Origin of the sequence: Shewanella sp. HL-SH8 (assembly GCF_051165765.1) — a bacterium.
GTDB classification, from domain to species: Bacteria; Pseudomonadota; Gammaproteobacteria; order Enterobacterales; family Shewanellaceae; genus Shewanella; species Shewanella glacialimarina.
This window is the reverse complement of record NZ_CP195039.1, coordinates 2,748,275-2,766,549: the sequence shown is the minus strand read 5'-3', so window position 1 is coordinate 2,766,549 and position 18,275 is coordinate 2,748,275. Positions and strand designations below refer to the sequence as shown.

16 protein-coding genes and 1 riboswitch are annotated in these 18,275 nt (G+C 42.0%); of the genes, 8 read left to right on the top strand and 8 right to left on the bottom strand.

The features are described 5' to 3' along the window. Positions 1-26 precede the first annotated feature (26 nt). The gene (gene kdnA, locus ACRWQN_RS12205) at positions 27-1,211 is read right to left on the bottom strand and encodes an 8-amino-3,8-dideoxy-alpha-D-manno-octulosonate transaminase KdnA (protein ID WP_434931738.1); all 1,185 of its coding nucleotides are present in this window, start codon (positions 1,209-1,211) and stop codon (positions 27-29) included. A gap of 201 nt (positions 1,212-1,412) precedes the next feature. Further along, a riboswitch (TPP riboswitch) is annotated at positions 1,413-1,512 on the top strand. 189 nt (positions 1,513-1,701) lie between these two features. On the opposite strand from kdnA, the gene thiC reads away from it, so the two are divergent. From thiC to ACRWQN_RS12165, 8 genes are all read left to right on the top strand, one after another. After that, complete coding sequence (gene thiC / locus ACRWQN_RS12200; RefSeq protein WP_434937997.1) at positions 1,702-3,693, top strand: phosphomethylpyrimidine synthase ThiC; 1,992 nt, start codon at positions 1,702-1,704, stop codon at positions 3,691-3,693. Further along, positions 3,693-5,795: a bifunctional hydroxymethylpyrimidine kinase/phosphomethylpyrimidine kinase gene (locus ACRWQN_RS12195; RefSeq protein ID WP_434937995.1), complete on the top strand. Its 2,103-nt coding sequence runs from the start codon at positions 3,693-3,695 to the stop codon at positions 5,793-5,795. The genes thiC and ACRWQN_RS12195 overlap by 1 nt, the downstream gene beginning before the upstream one ends. Next, positions 5,792-6,607, top strand: a complete 816-nt coding sequence (locus ACRWQN_RS12190) for a HesA/MoeB/ThiF family protein (RefSeq protein WP_434937994.1) — start codon at positions 5,792-5,794, stop codon at positions 6,605-6,607. Before ACRWQN_RS12195 ends, ACRWQN_RS12190 begins: the two co-directional genes overlap by 4 nt. 94 nt (positions 6,608-6,701) lie before the next feature. Beyond that, positions 6,702-6,905: a sulfur carrier protein ThiS gene (thiS, locus tag ACRWQN_RS12185; RefSeq protein ID WP_434937993.1), complete on the top strand. Its 204-nt coding sequence runs from the start codon at positions 6,702-6,704 to the stop codon at positions 6,903-6,905. 1 nt (position 6,906) lies between these two features. After that, complete coding sequence (locus ACRWQN_RS12180) at positions 6,907-7,683, top strand: thiazole synthase (protein ID WP_226415400.1); 777 nt, start codon at positions 6,907-6,909, stop codon at positions 7,681-7,683. After that, positions 7,683-8,795 (top strand): 2-iminoacetate synthase ThiH, encoded by a 1,113-nt coding sequence (gene thiH / locus ACRWQN_RS12175; protein ID WP_434937991.1) that lies wholly within the window; start codon positions 7,683-7,685, stop codon positions 8,793-8,795. Before ACRWQN_RS12180 ends, thiH begins: the two co-directional genes overlap by 1 nt. Positions 8,796-8,878: 83 nt before the next feature. Next, positions 8,879-9,160, top strand: coding sequence for a chemotaxis protein (locus ACRWQN_RS12170; RefSeq protein WP_434937990.1), 282 nt, complete (start codon positions 8,879-8,881; stop codon positions 9,158-9,160). A gap of 73 nt (positions 9,161-9,233) precedes the next feature. Further along, positions 9,234-10,766 carry a putative metalloprotease CJM1_0395 family protein gene (locus tag ACRWQN_RS12165; protein WP_434937988.1) on the top strand — a complete coding sequence of 511 codons (1,533 nt, stop codon included), beginning with the start codon at positions 9,234-9,236 and terminating at the stop codon, positions 10,764-10,766. On the opposite strand, the gene ACRWQN_RS12160 is transcribed toward ACRWQN_RS12165, so the two are convergent. The 7 genes from ACRWQN_RS12160 to ACRWQN_RS12130 form a co-directional block, all read right to left on the bottom strand. After that, complete coding sequence (locus ACRWQN_RS12160; protein ID WP_434940651.1) at positions 10,742-11,665, bottom strand: LysR family transcriptional regulator; 924 nt, start codon at positions 11,663-11,665, stop codon at positions 10,742-10,744. The genes ACRWQN_RS12165 and ACRWQN_RS12160 overlap by 25 nt on opposite strands. A gap of 194 nt (positions 11,666-11,859) precedes the next feature. Further along, entirely contained in the window at positions 11,860-12,264 is a 405-nt protein-coding gene (locus ACRWQN_RS12155; protein WP_434937986.1) for a DUF1801 domain-containing protein, read from the bottom strand. A 358-nt stretch (positions 12,265-12,622) separates the two neighbouring features. Then, the gene (gene asnB, locus ACRWQN_RS12150; RefSeq protein WP_434931747.1) at positions 12,623-14,290 is read right to left on the bottom strand and encodes an asparagine synthase B; all 1,668 of its coding nucleotides are present in this window, start codon (positions 14,288-14,290) and stop codon (positions 12,623-12,625) included. A 295-nt stretch (positions 14,291-14,585) separates the two neighbouring features. Further along, positions 14,586-15,944, bottom strand: a complete 1,359-nt coding sequence (locus ACRWQN_RS12145; RefSeq protein WP_434937984.1) for a sensor histidine kinase — start codon at positions 15,942-15,944, stop codon at positions 14,586-14,588. Then, a complete protein-coding gene (locus ACRWQN_RS12140) occupies positions 15,908-16,585 on the bottom strand; it encodes a response regulator transcription factor (protein WP_434937982.1) in 678 nt (225 codons plus the stop codon). The genes ACRWQN_RS12145 and ACRWQN_RS12140 overlap by 37 nt, the downstream gene beginning before the upstream one ends. 25 nt (positions 16,586-16,610) lie before the next feature. Continuing rightward, positions 16,611-17,366, bottom strand: coding sequence for a COG4705 family protein (locus ACRWQN_RS12135; protein WP_434937980.1), 756 nt, complete (start codon positions 17,364-17,366; stop codon positions 16,611-16,613). Positions 17,367-17,413: 47 nt separating this feature from the next. Then, complete coding sequence (locus tag ACRWQN_RS12130) at positions 17,414-18,217, bottom strand: COG4705 family protein (protein WP_434937978.1); 804 nt, start codon at positions 18,215-18,217, stop codon at positions 17,414-17,416. Between the last annotated feature and the right edge of the window lie 58 nt (positions 18,218-18,275).

Sequence of the window (18,275 nt, the reverse complement as noted above, 5' to 3'; positions counted from 1 at the left end):
AAATGAGGTGATAGAAGATAAGTTATTTAAGCAAAAGCACGTTTGATGTTTTCAATACGCTCTGCAATTTGCTCATCTGTCCAAGACAGTTTAATTAACATCGAAATCGTACGGCTCATAATGGCATCTGATTTTGGTGTTTTAATTTGTGTATAGTCAGGGCGGTCAGCAATTAACATAATTGGTAACGCAGCAGGGGCTTTAAGCTCCTGAATATGTTTCCAATTTTTGAGGTAATGCCAGTTGTTGATATACCAGTAAAAACAACCATCGACCTTGTTTGCCGCAAGTTTCTTGTTTATCTCAATTGTGCGCTCTTCTGTAGGCAAGAAGAAGCTTAAGAAACCTGCTGAGTCACCTTCTGGATCAGGTAGTTCACGGAAAGTCACTTCTGGAATTTGTGCCATCGCATCTTTAATGGTCTTTTTGTTTTTACGTTGAATCGCAATAATTTTGTCTAGCTTACGTAACTGGGCTAAACCCATCGCGGCGTTCATTTCAGATATACGGAAGTTCAATCCCATTATTGGGTGACCTTCAGCGCCCCGGTCACTGCCAACGTGGTCATGGCCATGATCAGAGAACATATGGCTGTGGTTGTAGATATCTGAATTGTTAGTGACAATAGCGCCACCTTCACCACAAGTGATGGTTTTAACAGAATCAAAAGAGTAACAACCGACATCACCGATAGTGCCTAGTGCTTGACCTTTGTAGCTTGCACCTATGGCCTGGCAAGCATCTTCAAGAATAATCAAGTTGTGCTTCTTACAGACGGCTTTGATTTCATCCATTTTTGCCATAGAGCCACACATTTGCACTAGATTTACTGCTTTGGTGCGTGGGGTGATAACCGCTTCAATGCCTTCTGGCGATAAACATAAGGTTTCATCAATTTCAGCAAAAATGGGGATTGCGCCAGCCATAAATACTGCTTCCACAGAAGCCACAAAAGTAAACGGCGGTACAATAACTTCATCACCTGCGCCAACACCCGCTGCAGCCATAGCAGTTTGAAGTGCAGCAGTACCACTTGATACAAGATGAGCGTGTTTAACGTTCATCTTCTCACAGAGTAATTGCTCCATGTCGCGAGTTTTCCAGCGATCATTACGCATATGGTCAAAGTTGTAACGGAAGGTAAAACCGTTCTCCATTACGTCAGCGACTTCCTGCTTTTCTTCTGGACCGAATAATTCAAAACCTGGCATGGAAATTATCTCCTAAAATTCTACGCATCTTTGCGTTTACATAAACCCGCTAATTATAACTAGGTTAGTGGGGAGACTGCGACAGTTATTGAAAAATAATTCATTTTTCTTTATTGCTCAACTTGGGCGGTTAAAGATCACCTTGAAAACATATGCAGATATTACATCTTGTTATTGAGGTTTATTTCTGGCTATACTTACCGAATCTTGTCGGAGTGCCATTAAGGCTGAGACCGTTAATTCGGGATCCGTTGAACCTGATCAGGCTAAAACCTGCGTAGGTAACAAGCATAATAATCCTTGGTGATTATTCATGCGTAAAACTTAAGTGGTTTTACCATATCCACTTAGTTTTACCCGTGTTTACCTCTTTTGATTATTGACAGCAATTGAGTCTAACCATTGTTTGAATTGCGTTAACGATATTGCTCGCTCTCAACACACTTTCCTCCAGACAAGCAACTTTCTCTCATTTTATTCGAGGTTGCTCATGTCAAATCGTCGCGAAACCCGTGCTAGCGCACAAGCTTTTATTGATAACTTAAAACCATTACAACATCCCAATTCTGAGAAAATTTATCTGCAAGGTAGCCGTGCTGATTTACACGTAGCCATGCGCCAAATTCATCAAACCGATACCATTTTGGGCGGTGATGACACCAATCCCCTTACAGAGCAAAATCCTCCGTTAAAGGTTTACGATTGTGCTGGTGCGTATTCTGATCCCAATGCTGAAATCAATGTGCGCTTGGGTTTAGCCAAGCTTCGTCAAACTTGGATTGAAGAGCGTGACGATACCGAAGCACTTGATGGTGCTAGCTCTCATTTTACCCAACAACGTTTAGCTGACGATGGTTTGGACCATTTACGCTTTGATGCGCTAGTGCCACCGCGCCGCGCTAAAGTGGGTAAGCGAGTGACGCAAATGCATTACGCTCGCCAGGGGATTATTACTCCTGAAATGGAATACATTGCTATACGTGAAAACATGGCAAGGCAAGAGGTTAGCGATCCTGTGCTAACAAAAAAAGCTAAGGGTGAAGCTTTTGGTGCTGTGATTGGTGAGTTAATTACCCCTGAATTTGTCCGCAGTGAAGTGGCGAGAGGACGCGCTATTATTCCGCTTAATATTAATCATCCAGAGTCAGAGCCTATGATTATTGGGCGTAACTTTTTGGTTAAAGTGAACGCCAATATTGGTAACTCAGCGGTGACATCGTCCATCGAAGAAGAAGTTGAGAAGTTGGTGTGGTCGACACGTTGGGGCGCTGACACGGTAATGGATTTATCGACTGGCAGATATATTCACGAAACCCGCGAATGGATAATTCGTAATTCACCTGTTCCTATTGGCACAGTCCCCATTTATCAAGCGCTAGAGAAAGTAAACGGCGTGGCAGAAGATCTTACTTGGGAAGTGTTTAGAGATACCTTGATTGAACAAGCCGAGCAGGGCGTAGATTACTTTACCATTCATGCTGGCGTGTTATTACGCTATGTCCCCATGACAGCCAAACGCTTAACCGGCATGGTGTCTCGTGGTGGGTCGATAATGGCAAAATGGTGTTTAAGTCATCATAAAGAAAGCTTTTTGTATGAGCACTTTCGAGATATTTGTGAGATTTGTGCCGCCTATGACGTGTCACTGTCATTAGGCGATGGTATGCGTCCAGGTTCGATTGCCGATGCCAATGATGAAGCGCAATTTGCCGAATTAGAGACCTTAGGTGAGCTAGTTAAAATTGCCTGGGAATATGATGTACAAACCATCATAGAAGGCCCTGGCCATGTGCCTATGCAGTTGATTAAAATCAATATGGAAAAGCAATTAGCACTTTGTGATGAGGCGCCATTTTATACCTTAGGACCACAAACGACCGATATTGCACCGGGTTATGATCATTTTACCTCTGGCATAGGTGCGGCAATGATGGCCTGGTATGGCGTCGCTATGCTGTGTTATGTCACACCCAAGGAACATTTAGGTCTACCGAACAAAGAAGATGTAAAACAAGGGCTAATAGCTTACAAGATAGCAGCACATGCCGCCGATGTCGCCAAAGGACATCCGGGGGCACAGGTACGTGATAACGCATTATCAAAAGCCCGTTTTGAATTTAGATGGGAAGATCAATATAACCTAGGGCTTGATCCTGACACAGCCAGAGCCTATCACGATGAGTCATTACCGCAGGAGTCGGCAAAAGTCGCCCATTTTTGCTCTATGTGTGGCCCTAAATTCTGCTCGATGAAAATCACTCAAGATGTGCGTGAATATGCCGCCAACCTTGAAAAACAAGCGCTGCAAAATGTTGAAGTGATTTCGCCAGCTGATTATCAATCCTATCAAGCACAAGGTGATCTGCTACCTACTCAGTCAAAAGACACAATAGCTGCAAAAATGGCACAAAAGTCAGCGGAATTTAAAGCGACCGGTTCTAACTTGTATCATCAAAAATCGGTGGCAGAGGTTGCTGAGTAATGGCGCCAATAATTCAATCTGTCCAATCAGCTGTTAAAAAGTCAGCTGGGCTTAAACCGATAGTGTGGACTATTGCAGGATCAGACAGTGGTGGCGGAGCGGGTATTCAAGCCGACTTAGCCACTATTGCTGACTTGCAATGCCATGGTTGCAGTGTCATCACCACGCTAACTGCCCAAAACTCGGTAAAGGTGAGTTTAGTTGAGGCTGTGTCAGAAAGAATGTTACTGGCACAGCTCAATACGTTAGTCACCGACATGCCGCCTAAAGCAATTAAAATTGGTTTGCTTGCCAATCAACATCAGCTTAATCAGCTGGCTAATTGGTTGCGAAATTTTAGCACTAGTACTAATAACGAGCTCGATGGTAGGGCAAGCATAGCAGTGATCCTCGACCCTGTTATGGTGGCCAGCAGCGGTGATAAGCTTAATCAGCACAGGCTAGATTTTAGTCCATTTAAAGGAGTGATTAATATGATCACCCCAAATCAGATGGAGTTAATCAGCCTTGTTGAAGCGATAGATGCTCGCGCGACAGAAACTAATGCAATACACACTAATGCGACAGAAACTAAAGTATCAAAAGCTAACGTGGCAGATGATAGTGGCAGTCAGCATAAGTTAACTGATACACAAAATATGACGCTTGATTGCATGGTTAATATGGCCAAGCGGGTGAGTGATTATTTTGAGTGTGCTGTTGTCGCCAAAGGTGGCGATGCGCCATGGCAAGCTGACAAAGCCCATGATGTTTATATTTGTCATCATGTTGAAGGTGGCAGCGCCGAGCATAACAACAGCGTGTTTATATTAAGCTCAGATCGCGTTGATACCGTAAACAACCATGGCAGTGGCTGCACCTTGTCATCTGCAATGGCCAGTTTTATGGCACAGGATTTTGTGCTGCACGATGCCATAGTATTAGCTAAAGCCTATGTCACTAACGGTCTTAAGCACAGTATTAAGCTTGGTCAAGGGTCTGGATGTTTAGCCAGAACCGGTTGGCCAACATCGCTTGAGTTAATGCCACATATTTTACAGTTAGCTGTAGATGTTAAAGCTACCGATACAGCGCCAAAGGAGGTTGCTTTAGCGGTAAAACCATCCCTTGGAATTGATCAACAAGTTAATAACTCGCTATTAAGAACAGCTACTATTAATTTCACAAAACTGTCGACACCACTAGGTATTTATCCTGTGGTGTCATCGGTAGATATGTTAGAGAAGCTATTGAAAGCGGGCTGTAAAACAGTGCAACTGCGGATTAAGCAAGATGTGGAAGATATGCAAGTAGTGTCCTATGACAAGGTGCACAGTTTTGTTGATGAACAGCACAAAGCGATGTGGTTAGCAAAATACGGTTCAGGGCAGTTAAGTTCAGAACCGAAAACCTCAGCGCCTATTGCCGCTAAATACCTGTTAGAACAACACCAGTCAGAACAACAGCAGTTAGAACAACAAATACAACGTGCTATTCAGCTAGGTCGAGACTTTAATGCCCAATTGTTTATTAATGATCACTGGCAACTTGCACTTAAGCACGGTGCATTTGGGGTACATTTAGGTCAAGAAGATGCCTTAGTTGCAGATTTATCGGCCCTTGCAGCAAATAATATCGCGCTTGGGTTATCTAGCCATAGTTACTTTGAAATACTACTCGCGACTCAGTTAAAACCATCCTATATCGCCTTAGGGCATATATTCGCCACCACGACTAAACAGATGCCATCCAAGCCACAGGGGTTAACAAAACTAGCCTGTTATGTGTCGTTACTAAATGGTCATTATCCCACCGTTGCTATTGGGGGAATTGATGGTGATTGCTTAAAAGAGGTTGCCGAAACTGGTGTAGAGGATGTTGCAGTGGTGCGGGCAATAACTCAGGCCAAAGATGCGGTTGTTGCCTATAAAAACTTGAGTGAGCAATGGCAACAGTTAACCGAGTCGTCATTTCAAACAGAACCAACACAGCAAACGGAATCTAGTTCTCAATTTCAATCTAAATCTAAATCTAAATCGACTTTGCCAACTCAGCCTAATGAGCACGCCCAATACCAAGATAGTGATATTACCGCTAGCCAAACGCATTTGGAGGGCATATGAAAACTAGCTTAAATGATCATGAATACATTCAGTACTCCAAACAAATGCTACTAACTGATGTGTCAGAAAAAGGCCAGTTAGGTTTGATGAATGCCACCGCTATTATCGTCGGCGTTGGAGGTTTAGGGCAGCTGGTGGCGCAATACTTAGCCGCATCTGGGGTGAGTATAATTCATCTAATTGACGGTGATGATGTCGAGTTGTCTAACCTGCCTCGGCAAATATTGTTTGATGCTAATGATATAGGGAATAATAAAGCCAGTATTGCTATGAAAAAATTACATCAAAGGAATGTGGTTTGTGATTTAAGCGCCCATCAGGTGTTTATTAATCCTGGTAACTATCAGGCATTATTTGACAGCCTTGTCCCCAAATGTTCATTAGTTAGCGGCCTTTCATCAGCCGTATTGTTTGATTGCAGCGACAATTTTACTACCCGGCAATTAGTTAATCGGATCGCGATTGAATATAAAATGCCGCTGATCAGTGCATCAATTTCTGCTGATCAAGGCCAATGGTTCGCCTATTTACCTCTGTCAAATTCATCTGAGATGCAAGCATTAAGCATTAACTCTCACGGTTGTTATCACTGTGTTTATCCGTCCGACAGTATATTAAGCCAAAATTGTAGCCAAGCAGGGGTGTTAGGCCCAGCAGTTGGGGTTATGGCATCGATGCAGGCGTTAGCGGGTATGAACCAGATGATCGGTCGACCAATAGAGTACGGGGTCTTACATCGTTTTGATGCTAAAAGGCTGTCTTGGTCAAAAGCCAAAATGAATATTGATAAGCATTGCCATGTTTGCCAGTAACGTATCTGTCAGTGATGGCAAAAGTTGATGACCTAAATGATGAGCAAGGTTGTTGAACACTAACAGTAACAAACACAATAGTTAAGGTGCCGTGATGATTGAAATCAACATCAATGGAGAACTACAGTATCTTCAGCCCAATACCTCATTAGCCCAAGTGCTAGTGCTAAAACAGATAGAGCCTAGAAGTGTCGCGCTGGTGGTGAATCAGCAAATCATTCCACGCAGCGAGTGGCATCAATATCAATGCCAAGCTAATGATCAACTTGAATTTTTTTCCGCCGTAGCGGGAGGGTAATATGTTAACGATAGCCGATCATCAATTTGAATCCCGCCTATTCACTGGTACAGGTAAGTTTGCTAATTCGGCCACTATGTTGGCCTCTATAGAAGCGTCAAAGTCACAGTTAGTGACGCTAGCGATGAAGCGAATAGATTTTAAAAATGGCTTAGATGATTTACTGAGTCCGTTACAGCAATTAGGGGTAAAACTACTGCCTAATACTGCAGGGGCCAGAAATGCTAAAGAAGCGATTTTTGCCGCCGAACTAGCCTTTGAAATGTTAGGCACTAAATGGATTAAGCTAGAAATTCATCCTGATCCAAAATACTTAATGCCCGATCCAATAGAGACATTAATCGCTGCCCAAACGCTATGTGAGAGAGGCTTTATTGTATTGCCCTATATCCATGCTGATCCTGTGTTATGTCGTCGTTTAGAAGAAGTTGGCTGCGCTGCAGTTATGCCACTGGGAAGCCCTATTGGCAGTAATCAAGGCTTAGCCACCGAAGCTTTTTTAAAAATAATTATTGAGCAATCAAGCGTGCCAGTGATTGTTGATGCCGGTATCGGTGCACCTTCACAGGCATGCCGTGCAATGGAGATGGGAGCTGATGCTGTGTTAGTCAATACTGCCATTGCCAGTAGCGCTAATCCTGTTTTAATGGCCGATTGTTTTAAAAAAGCAGTCCAAAGTGGTCGGCAAGCTTATCAAGCAGGCCTGGGTGTAGTTAGTGCTAATGCCCATAATACCAGTCCGTTAACGGGGTTTTTAACCTCGAGTATGGTGGGCTAATGCGCTACTCTGAAATATTTAGCCAGCTCAACATTGATGATTTATCAATGAAGTTATACGCCACTACAGAAGCAGATGTTGAGCGGGCATTACTGTATCCAAGTGGCAATCTAAACAGTTTAATGGCGCTGTTATCGCCAGCGGCTCAACCATATATAGAGCAGATGGCACAGGAGTCGGCTCGTTTAACTCGACAGCGTTTTGGGGCTAACTTAGGGTTATACTTGCCCTTATATTTATCAAATTTGTGCGCCAATGAATGTGATTACTGTGGTTTTACCATGAGTAATAAAATCAAACGTAAAACCTTAAATGATGATGAAATTTTAGCTGAAGTGGCCATCATTAAATCCCGTGGATTTGACTCTGTTTTGTTAGTTTCAGGTGAACACGAAACCAAAGTCGGTATTGAATATTTTGCTCATGTTTTACCGCAAATAAAGCAGCATTTTAGTTATGTGGCAATGGAAGTACAGCCGCTTGAAACAGATGAATACCGTCGTCTCGTTTCTCAAGGGTTAGATGCTGTAATGGTTTATCAAGAAACCTATCGGGCGCACACTTATGCAAAACATCATACCCGCGGTAAAAAACAAGATTTTAATTATCGTCTCGATACTCCTGACAGGGTAGCTGAGTCTGGGGTGGATAAAATCGGATTAGGGGTGCTGTTAGGGTTAGATGACTGGCGTATGGATGCGTTATTAATGGGGTATCATCTTGATTATCTTGAGCGACAATATTGGCGAACCCGCTACAGTATCTCACTGCCAAGGTTACGGCCATGCACCGGCGGAATTGAGCCTAAAGTCGTGTTAACCGATATAGGCTTGGTGCAAATGATTTGTGCATTTAGACTGTTTAATCATCAGCTTGATATTAGTTTGTCTACCCGTGAAACCCCCGAGTTTAGGGATAACCTACTGCCACTTGGGATCACCAATATCAGCGCGGGCAGTTCAACCCAACCAGGGGGTTATCAGCAGCCAGATAGTCAGTTGGATCAGTTTGAAATAAGCGACCAGCGCAATGTTGGACAGGTGATAGCAGCCATGCAACAAAAAGGTTTTAATCCTGTGTTTAAAGATTGGGAAAATAGCTGGATAAAATGATAATAGAAACGGTTAAATACTGTACATTTTAGCCAGTATGAGCGATACTGAGTTAAGTTTTATTGGTTATCAGAGGACGTATTATGCAAATTCAATCCGCGTATTCATCGGGCGTTCAAGGTTTACAAAATTCACAACAAGGTCTGGCGCAGGCAACTACCGCAGTTGCTGCACCCGATCCTAAGCCGACAGCACCTGCGGCTCAACAGGATACGGTAACATTAAGTAGCCAAGCTGTTGAACACTCAGATAAAACCAGTGCATTAGTCTCTGCCGTTGAATCAAGGCAGCAGGGCGAGGCCTCAGTTAAAGTGATAGAAGCCGCCACCGAAACGGTTGGCAGCATCATCAATATTGAGGCCTAATGAGTTAAGTGAGCGGTGAGCGTTTAATGAATCTTTAGCGCCACAGCACCACTTATCTCACTTGTGATGAAAAATGGACATTCGTCAATCAAGCTTACCAAGCAATAATTTTCAACCTGCGACGAGTCAATCTAAGCAGGTTGTCGCCGTTTCTGCTTCAAGCCTAGCTTCAACAAATTTAGCGTCAATAAGTTCGGCATCAACCATTCCGTCTTCAAGTGCGACTTCAAGCGCCAGTTTAGCGGCCAATGTGGCACTTACAACAGCTAAGCCAATTACTAAATCAACCGTTACCCCAACTGCAGCAGCTGTTAGCCAAAATGTATCACCTGTGTTGACGCCAACGGCCGTCAAAACAGCAAGTTTTGCTACTGTATCGCCGATCAACACCAGTAGCGCTGCAGCGAATCAAAACCCAAGTGTTACCCCAACTAACAGTCCCAGCACTATTTCATCTAATGGGTTTAATTTGCGCACAGGTGCAAGCCACATTGCGGCAATTAATCCTGCACAAATAGCTAAACCTGAAGTGAGTCAAACAAGTGCAGTTAGTGTTGATGCAATACAAGCAGTCAATATTTTTGCCACAGCAGACCCTAGCGAAACAGAACCGACTAATACCAAAACCGATTATCAGCAGTTGTTTCAACAGCAAACACAAACCGAGTCTAATGTAGACGTTGAAAAAGAGCGCATTAATCCTTTTGAAGATAAAACACCACCAAGTCAGATTAATACCGGGTTTAGTCAAAATGCTGTTAGTCAGAGCGCTGTTAATCAGGATGCTAATAATCGTCAGCAAGACGCTCAAGTAAACGGTCAAGCTCAACAAGCAGAAGAGCCTTCAACATCAGAACAAGCCATTGCTGCTGAGCAACAAAAACAGCAGCAACAAGCGCAAGAACAACAGCAACAGCAGGCTAGTGATCAAGTTGAGCAGCAACAACAAAAAGTTGCCCAAGCTGAACAACAAATAATCAGTGAATTATCAAAGCGTGACATTGAGGTAAAAACCCACGAACAAGCCCACAAAGCCGTGGGTGGAATGTTTGCTCAAAGTCCTTCTTTTTCTTATGAAAAAGGCCCCGATGGTAAACGTTATGCGGTTGATGGTGAAGTTCAAATTGATGTAGGTGCTGTCTCTGGCGATCCACAAGCGACATTTAATAAAATGCAAAAGGTATATGCCGCTGCAATGGCGCCTAATCAGCCATCTAGTGCCGATATTCGTGTCGCAGCTGAAGCGGTACAAAAAATGAATCAAGCTAAAGCTGAAATGGCTGAATTGCGTCAGGAAAAAATTATTCCCGCTGAAGATATTCAGCATATCAATGAACTAGCTAATACCTACAAGCAGACTGATGCTCAACAAAATGGATTTCAGCAGTCACAGTTAGCCCCTTTCACATTGGCTGAAAAGAATACAGCAACAGCAGATGCAAAAAGTCGATTTAGTCAAAAGATGGCTGAGTCACAAGATACGCGAACACCTCAAGTACCACTAGCAACTTTAGCTTACCTACAAAATCAAGCGGTTCCCAACACATCCTCAACCAATTTTTTTATGTATGATAAATCTGATCAGGCGTTAGCTTTTTCAGTATAAGGCTGACTGGTTTCTATTTCGTGCTGCAATAAAATTAAACTTTCTAGTAAACGACATGCAGGGCCTTGTCGGTCTCTATTCGGCACAACTAAATTTAAGGTTATTCTGCGCTGATAACTGCCATGCAGTTTTAATTTATGCAACTTACCTTGCTTCACATCATCTTCAACCAAAAAGTTAGGTATCCAACAAAATCCAAGTTGGCGACCTAGAATAACTTTGGCTTCATGAAAATTTGATACGGTAATACGCTGCTCAGCTTTTAACCAACCAATATCATTGATTGAGTTTGACCCAGTATCTTTAATCACTATCTGCAAATGCTGCGCAAGCTGCTTTTCATCTTCAATACTGTCTAACTGAGCCAATGGATGGTTAGGATGACACACTAATTCAAAATCACATTCACATAATGGTTGTGCTAAATGGGCACGCGGTGGAGTGGCACAAATGGCAATATTAACCATTTGCTGGTTAATTAAGTCATGGGTACCAGAAATGACTGAATCAAGCACAGTCACTCGGGTACCGCGGCTGAGTGGAATAAAGGCTTCAAGCGCATCGACCAGTTTCTCGGTCGGATAAATGATCTCTTTGGCTATGGTGATACTGGGCTCCCACCCTTGGCCAAGGTTGGTGGCTAGCTGCTCGAGTTCATCTACAGATTGTGTCAGATGACGAGATCGGCGCAGTAGTACTTCGCCTTGTTCGGTAAGATAAGCTTTGCGGCCTTTTACTTCTAATAATTGAATACCCAACTGATGCTGTAATTTTGCCACAGCATGGTTTAGTGATGACTGGCTTTTATTGAGTTGTTCGGCCGCCTGGGAATAGCCACCATGATCAACCACAGCTTGTAAAATTCGCCATTGCTCTAGGGTTGATTTAGCACGATTCATATAAAAGCCTTTATTTTCAAGTTCAGGTAGTTGAATGGATTTAGCCAGCATTCAGATAGTAGCATTTTGCAGGGGAATGCATAGCCGGAAGAGCGCTTTAAAATCTATTATGAGTATGCCTTCACTTTATCGTTATGCTTTAGTTGTACAATTTTTGCGTAGAATAGCTTGTAGCGCCTAATGTTAAATTTGAACTAAGCCCCAAGCAAAGGTAAATGTTTGATACTTTTGTATTGCAGTGACAGCGTTATGCAGTGTTCAATCACTTTAGTTGGAAGCGGAAAATTAACATTTAATACTATGGCTCTATTTCCCTGATATTGAATAACATTTGGATACAGCTCTCTAAATGTATCAACCAATTTAGTGTTGCAGTTGAAAAAAATGAAATACAGCTCGGGGTATTTAGGTTTCCAGTCAATTCTTATCGGGCTACCATTTTTAACTGCATAACTCGGTTCGCCCCATTTTAGTGTTTCTTCAACTTCGCCTAAATGATGTTGACTGGCAATGTCTAAAATAAGCTGCCGCAGATTAACTAATAACGGCTTTATCTGCTCTGGGTAGCTTTCAAATTTGTGTTGAACTTCCATTTTCATGATCCGACACTCCCTTTAAATAATGATTGTTATGACTAATTTGACAGAAGCTGTAATTACGAAGGTAAGATGTTTATAAAACAACCTGACTTCACTGTTAGCATCTTATCGTCTGTTGAACCAAAGTAAACGTATGGTAATCATCATGATCACTTTCAAACTGGCGTAGAGCCTACATGGATGTGCTTGCGGCGTGTTGCAGAAGTGTTTGCATATAGGCTACTTCCAGTATTTGAAATAAGAACTAAACGATTATCAACCTAACAGATATGAACTAGCAGAATAAAAAAACGCCCGTGACATAAGTCACGGGCGTTTAGGTATTGTTAAAGTTCAAATCAAGAATCCAAATAGCAGATTACTGGTAGCTGCTGGCGTGTACGTTACGCACTGCGCGTCCCGATGGATCGATAATGCCGCGCAAACTTTCATCCCATGCCAACGCTTCTGGGGTAGAGCAGGCAACTGATTTGCCACCTGGTACGGTTTCAGCTGCACTTGGTAACGGGTAGAACTCTTCAAAGAAACAACGGTAAAAATAAGCTTCTTTGGTTTCTGGTGTGTTGTAAGGGAAACGGAATTTTGCGTTTGCCAATTGCACATCATCAACATGTTTACCCGCATGTTCTTTCAAGCCATCAATCCAAGAGTAGCCTACGCCATCACTGAACTGTTCTTTTTGACGCCACGCCACTTCTTTTGGCAATTTATGTTCAAATGCCTGACGCAGAATGTGTTTTTCGATGCGGCCATCTTTAGACATTTTCGCTTCTGGATTAATGCGCATAGCCACATCCATAAACTCTTTATCTAAGAAAGGTACTCGGGCTTCAAGTCCCCATGCTGCCATGGCTTTGTTGGCGCGTAAACAATCGAATAAATGCAGTTTGTCTAACTTGCGCACTAATTCCTCGTGAAATGCCTGCGCGTTAGGGGCTTTATGAAAGTATAAGTAACCACCAAATAATTCATCAGCACCTTCACCAGACAACACCATTTTAATGCCCATGGCTTTAATTTTTCGTGCCATTAGATACATAGGCGTCGCTGAACGAATTGTGGTGACATCGTATGTTTCTAAGTGATAAATCACTTCTTTAATGGCATCTAACCCTTCTTGGAATGTATACACAATTGGGTGATGAATGGTGCCAATGGCATCGGCCACTTTTTGCGCCGCTACCAAATCGGGTGATTCCGCTAAGCCAACCGCAAATGAGTGAAGCTGTGGCCACCAGGCGCCGGTTTCACCATCGTTTTCAATACGATGTTTTGCATAGGTTTGGGTAATCGCTGACACAACCGATGAATCTAACCCACCAGATAACAATACGCCGTAGGGTACGTCTGACATTAATTGACGTTTAACTGCCGCTTCTAAGGCTTCACGTAAGTCATCAATACTGGCGGGGTTATCTTTTACTGCATCATATTCCATCCAGTCACGGACATAATATTGCGTTGGTTGACCATCAGCTGAATATAAATACTGCCCCGGTAAAAACTCTGCCACGGTTTTACATACAGGCATAAGTGCTTTCATTTCTGAGGCTATGTAGAAGTTACCCGCAGTATCAAAGCCTGTGTATAGCGGAATAATACCCATGTGATCACGGCCGACTAAATAAGTTTGCTTGGCTTTGTCATACAACACAAACGCAAAGATGCCGTTAAGTTTATCTAAAAAGTCACAACCGTATTCTTGGTATAAAGATAAAATCACTTCACAGTCAGAGTTGGTTTGATATTGATATTTATCACCTAAATCAGCTTTCAGTTGCTTGTGGTTATAAATTTCACCATTGACCGCTAATATGATGTTGCCATCCTGGCTAATAAGCGGCTGGGCGCCATGGTCAACATCAACAATCGCTAAACGCTCGTGGGCAAGAATCGCATGCTCATCTGCATAAATGCCTGACCAGTCTGGGCCACGGTGGCGCAGCAGTTTTGACATTTCAAGTGCCACCTGGCGAAGTTCACTTGCATCTGATTTGATATCTAAAATTGAGAATATTGAACACATAATACGACTCCAACAACATTATTTAATCTTTATCTGTTTGGTACTTTGACAGCATTTTATTCACTAGCCAAGCATTATTTTTGATTAAAGCTCATTAAATTCGTCTTTTTAATGATTATACGTCTCGATGTAAAGCCATATATTAAAGAATGTTTAGTGAATTCGATAATTCATTAATGAATCATCGATTTTACTGCGGTGGATGCGTTATTTTTGAAGTATTGTGAATGATGTTGATGAAGATTGTTGAGTGAATAAAAATGAATTTATATTACGAAAATTAACCACTTGGTTGTTAAAGATATGGTTTGTCAAAAGTCACTTCGACAAGTAAGCCTGTGTTGTTATCTAAACTTGCGGCTAGATCAGTAGGACTTGCCGCCGCAGAAAGGGTGATTCTTGCGTTCATCTGCTGAAGAATATTGGCCACAATGGCTAATCCCAGTCCTGAACCTTGCTCACCACTACCTAATACTCGATAAAAGGGGTCAAACACCTTAGGTAATTCATCTGCACTAATGCCCGGCCCGGTATCTCGTATAGTGAAGCGAATATATTGAGACGTTTCAACAATGTTTAAATCAATTTTTCCATCTATGGGGCTATATCGAATCGCGTTATCAATTAAGTTTTGAATTAATGTTTTAAGTGTTATCACTGAGCCGATTATCTGGGCATCATTATCTTGGTTAAAGCCAATATCAATACTTTTAGCTTCAATAAGCGGGTATAAATCTTCAATAACGCCAATAAAGACTGCTTTTAAAGAGATTATTTGTGGTTGTTCCGTAATCGCGCCTTGTTGGCGGGCCAGAGAAAGCAGCTGTTCTAACAAATGAATACTGCGTTCAATCCCCGCTTGAAGTGCCGATAGTTTTTGACGTGCATCGTCATTCAATGGGTTTTGTTCAAGCCGCTGTGCTTGTAGTGACAGCACGGTAATAGGTGAGCGTAACTCGTGTGCAGCGTCTGCTATAAAGCGTTTTTGGTTGGCAATAACTTGACGGTTTTTGGTTAGTAAGCCATTGATTGCTTCAACAAATGGCACTATCTCGTTTGGCAGTTGCTGTGTTGAAATAAGGCTGAAATTATGTTCAGATTGATTATTCACTTCATCCGCAAGCGTTCGTATAGGGGTAAATATTTTTTGTAATATATAGCTCAGTAAAAGGAGCAATATGGGAATTAATACCAATAAAGGCATCAGAGTGTGGAGGGCTGTTTCATAGGCTATTTCATCGCGTATGGCAGTATCTTGAATTATGGCAATACGTTCTGTTAACGCTAGAGTTTTTACAAATACGCGCACAGAATGTGTCGGTAATATAACGGTGTGAAATCCATCTGATAAATCTCCTGGAAGCGCTAAATCACCTACCGATGGTGGATAGCCTAATAACTGAACGGTCACCTTAAATTCAAGTGATGACGGTGGTGATGCTGCCGAAATGCCATTATTGATACTTAATGAATAACGATCAAATAATGTTGCCATTTGCAGTAAAACGTCATCTTGTAATTCGTGAGCTTCTTCAAAGGCTGAAGTAAAGGTAAAGCTGGCGGCAATAATAGCCACAAATAAAATAGCAGAAGAAATCCAGTAAGATAGACGGTTTTTTAACGAGTTATATTGACGATTTTTGATACCATCCATCCTACACCTCTGACATTTTTAATCGTGTCTGAACCTAATTTTTTTCTAAGGCAATGGATAATAAATTCAACAGCATTGCTTTCAACTTCTTCGCCCCATCCATAAATACTATCTTCTAAATTACTTTTTGAATGAATTGAACCAGGACGTAGCAACAAAGTATGTAGTAAAGAAAACTCTCGATTAGATAACAAAATATTACATTGAGTCGCCGTTCTAGCTTCGTGAGTTGCCGGGTTCAACCAAATAATATGATTGGTTAATTCCGGATTAGGTTGATGCGAGTTTCGCCTAGACACTGCACGGATCCGGGCCAGCAATTCCGCAATATTAAACGGTTTGGTTAAGTAATCATCCGCACCAAAGTCCAGCCCTTTTATTTTGTCGTCCAGGCTGTCTCTTGCGGTGATAATAATCACCGCAATATCGTGATAAAAACTACGAATTTGTTGCATTACCTGTAAACCATCAATCTTGGGTAAGCCCAGATCAAGTAACACTACATCGTATGGTTGGCATGATAAGCTGAGTAGTGCAGCGTCACCATCGACAACCCAATCAACGGCATACGCCATATCTTTTAACGCGCTTTGCATCGCTTCGCCAATCATCTTATCGTCTTCAACTAACAAAATACGCATAACACCTCAATAATGACAATTAACGTTAATGATTTGTTTTAGAGGCTTGCTGTTTAAATAGCACTAAGCACAAAATCATACTGAAAAGTAGCACAGCAGATGCACCAAATCGGCTAAATTCTAAGCCACCCTGGCTAAGTGGTTTATCTAAATAGTCACCCACTACAGCACCTAATGGTCGGGTTAATATAAAGCTTAGCCAAAATAGTAAGGTACGAGAAATTTGGCTCCAAAGATATGCCGCTAACAGTAATAATAATAAACCACTGAATATAAATGCACTGGCATCATAACCTAGGTTAGCACTGTCTACCGTCCAATCGCCTAATGCTGTTCCTAAGGTTTGTGATAATAAAATGGTTATCCAGTAAAAACATTCTGAGCGAGTATTATTTACCGACTGATTGGTTAAACTGCCGACAGTGAGATACCAGATGGCAAATGAAATACCTAATAAACTGACCAGTAATATTGAACCTCCCGCATAGCCTATCCCTAATGAGCGATCAGCAAAATCTGCCATAGTCGTTCCTGCTGTTGTGGTGGCAATGATGGTTATCCAGTAAATACTTGAATGATATTGTTTAGTGCGTATTTGTATCACAACAGCAATTGAGAATAAGCTAATAAAAATGAGTGAGCTGTATAAATAGCCTAAATTTAAAGACATTGATAAAGCATCGCCGGCAGTTTCACCCAAAGTTGTAGCAATAATTTTAACCAGCCAAAAGATTAGGGTCACTTGTGGCACTTTCGGTAATGCTTGTTGTGTTGTTGTCATATTGCCGCCTGTAATGATTATTGTGTATGGATGACAAGCTTGCCGTTTTAACCGTGAGTTTTGTCAGCTTTTTTGGCTTGAATAGACAGGTAACTGACTAGAATCAATATAATGACCAGAAACACAATACTGGTATTAGTTGTACCAAACCCTAAACCGCCTTTTCTGACAGGTTGCGATAGCAAGTCGCCTATTGAGGCACCTAAAGGGCGGGTTAATATATAAGCTAACCAAAAACATAATACAGCGTTAACTTTAAAGCGATAAAACGCCACGGTAATCAGTGTTATTGCCGCTCCAAATAATACGGCTGACATGGCATAACCCACGTTCATATCCTCTGAAACCCAATCACCCGCAGCCGTGCCTAATGCGAAAGTGAATAAAATAGCTAGCCAATAAAATATTTCTCGTTTGAAAGTCACAATAGAGTGGATTGATAAGGTGTGTTCTTTGCTGTACCAATAGGCAAAGGTAGCGCCTAAAAGCAGGCTGAACGCAAGTGTTGAAAGCGGTAAGGGGACAGCTAATTTATCGGTTAATATATCGGTCACCAAAGTGCCAAATATACTGATTAATACCACCACGCTCCAATAGGTATTTGGACGATATTGAACTTGTTTAAATTGCAGATATAAGGCAGCAATGAGTAACACCCCCATAATCATACTGGTGTTAATCATACCAACGTGTAAGTGGAAGCTTAGGTAATCAGCTGCGGTTTCACCAACCGTGGTAGACATCATTTTAATCACCCAAAAAATTAAGGTGATTTCAGGCACTTTATTTAACCAAGTAGAGTTTGCTTGCACATTGTGTATCGATTTAGGAGGTACTGATAATGGTTTCATGTGGACTCCAATCCAAAGGTGAAACAAGGTTTAACAGTATTTTGGCAACCAATACTTA

Bases quoted from the DNA above. Each gene is read 5' to 3' on its own strand.
- kdnA (WP_434931738.1), bottom strand. From the start codon at position 1,211: ATGCCAGGTTTTGAATTATTCGGTCCAGAAGAAAAGCAGGAAGTCGCT.
- thiC (WP_434937997.1), top strand. From the start codon at position 1,702: ATGTCAAATCGTCGCGAAACCCGTGCTAGCGCACAAGCTTTTATTGAT.
- ACRWQN_RS12195 (WP_434937995.1), top strand. From the start codon at position 3,693: ATGGCGCCAATAATTCAATCTGTCCAATCAGCTGTTAAAAAGTCAGCT.
- ACRWQN_RS12190 (WP_434937994.1), top strand. From the start codon at position 5,792: ATGAAAACTAGCTTAAATGATCATGAATACATTCAGTACTCCAAACAA.
- thiS (WP_434937993.1), top strand. From the start codon at position 6,702: ATGATTGAAATCAACATCAATGGAGAACTACAGTATCTTCAGCCCAAT.
- ACRWQN_RS12180 (WP_226415400.1), top strand. From the start codon at position 6,907: ATGTTAACGATAGCCGATCATCAATTTGAATCCCGCCTATTCACTGGT.
- thiH (WP_434937991.1), top strand. From the start codon at position 7,683: ATGCGCTACTCTGAAATATTTAGCCAGCTCAACATTGATGATTTATCA.
- ACRWQN_RS12170 (WP_434937990.1), top strand. From the start codon at position 8,879: ATGCAAATTCAATCCGCGTATTCATCGGGCGTTCAAGGTTTACAAAAT.
- ACRWQN_RS12165 (WP_434937988.1), top strand. From the start codon at position 9,234: ATGGACATTCGTCAATCAAGCTTACCAAGCAATAATTTTCAACCTGCG.
- ACRWQN_RS12160 (WP_434940651.1), bottom strand. From the start codon at position 11,665: ATGAATCGTGCTAAATCAACCCTAGAGCAATGGCGAATTTTACAAGCT.
- ACRWQN_RS12155 (WP_434937986.1), bottom strand. From the start codon at position 12,264: ATGAAAATGGAAGTTCAACACAAATTTGAAAGCTACCCAGAGCAGATA.
- asnB (WP_434931747.1), bottom strand. From the start codon at position 14,290: ATGTGTTCAATATTCTCAATTTTAGATATCAAATCAGATGCAAGTGAA.
- ACRWQN_RS12145 (WP_434937984.1), bottom strand. From the start codon at position 15,944: ATGGATGGTATCAAAAATCGTCAATATAACTCGTTAAAAAACCGTCTA.
- ACRWQN_RS12140 (WP_434937982.1), bottom strand. From the start codon at position 16,585: ATGCGTATTTTGTTAGTTGAAGACGATAAGATGATTGGCGAAGCGATG.
- ACRWQN_RS12135 (WP_434937980.1), bottom strand. From the start codon at position 17,366: ATGACAACAACACAACAAGCATTACCGAAAGTGCCACAAGTGACCCTA.
- ACRWQN_RS12130 (WP_434937978.1), bottom strand. From the start codon at position 18,217: ATGAAACCATTATCAGTACCTCCTAAATCGATACACAATGTGCAAGCA.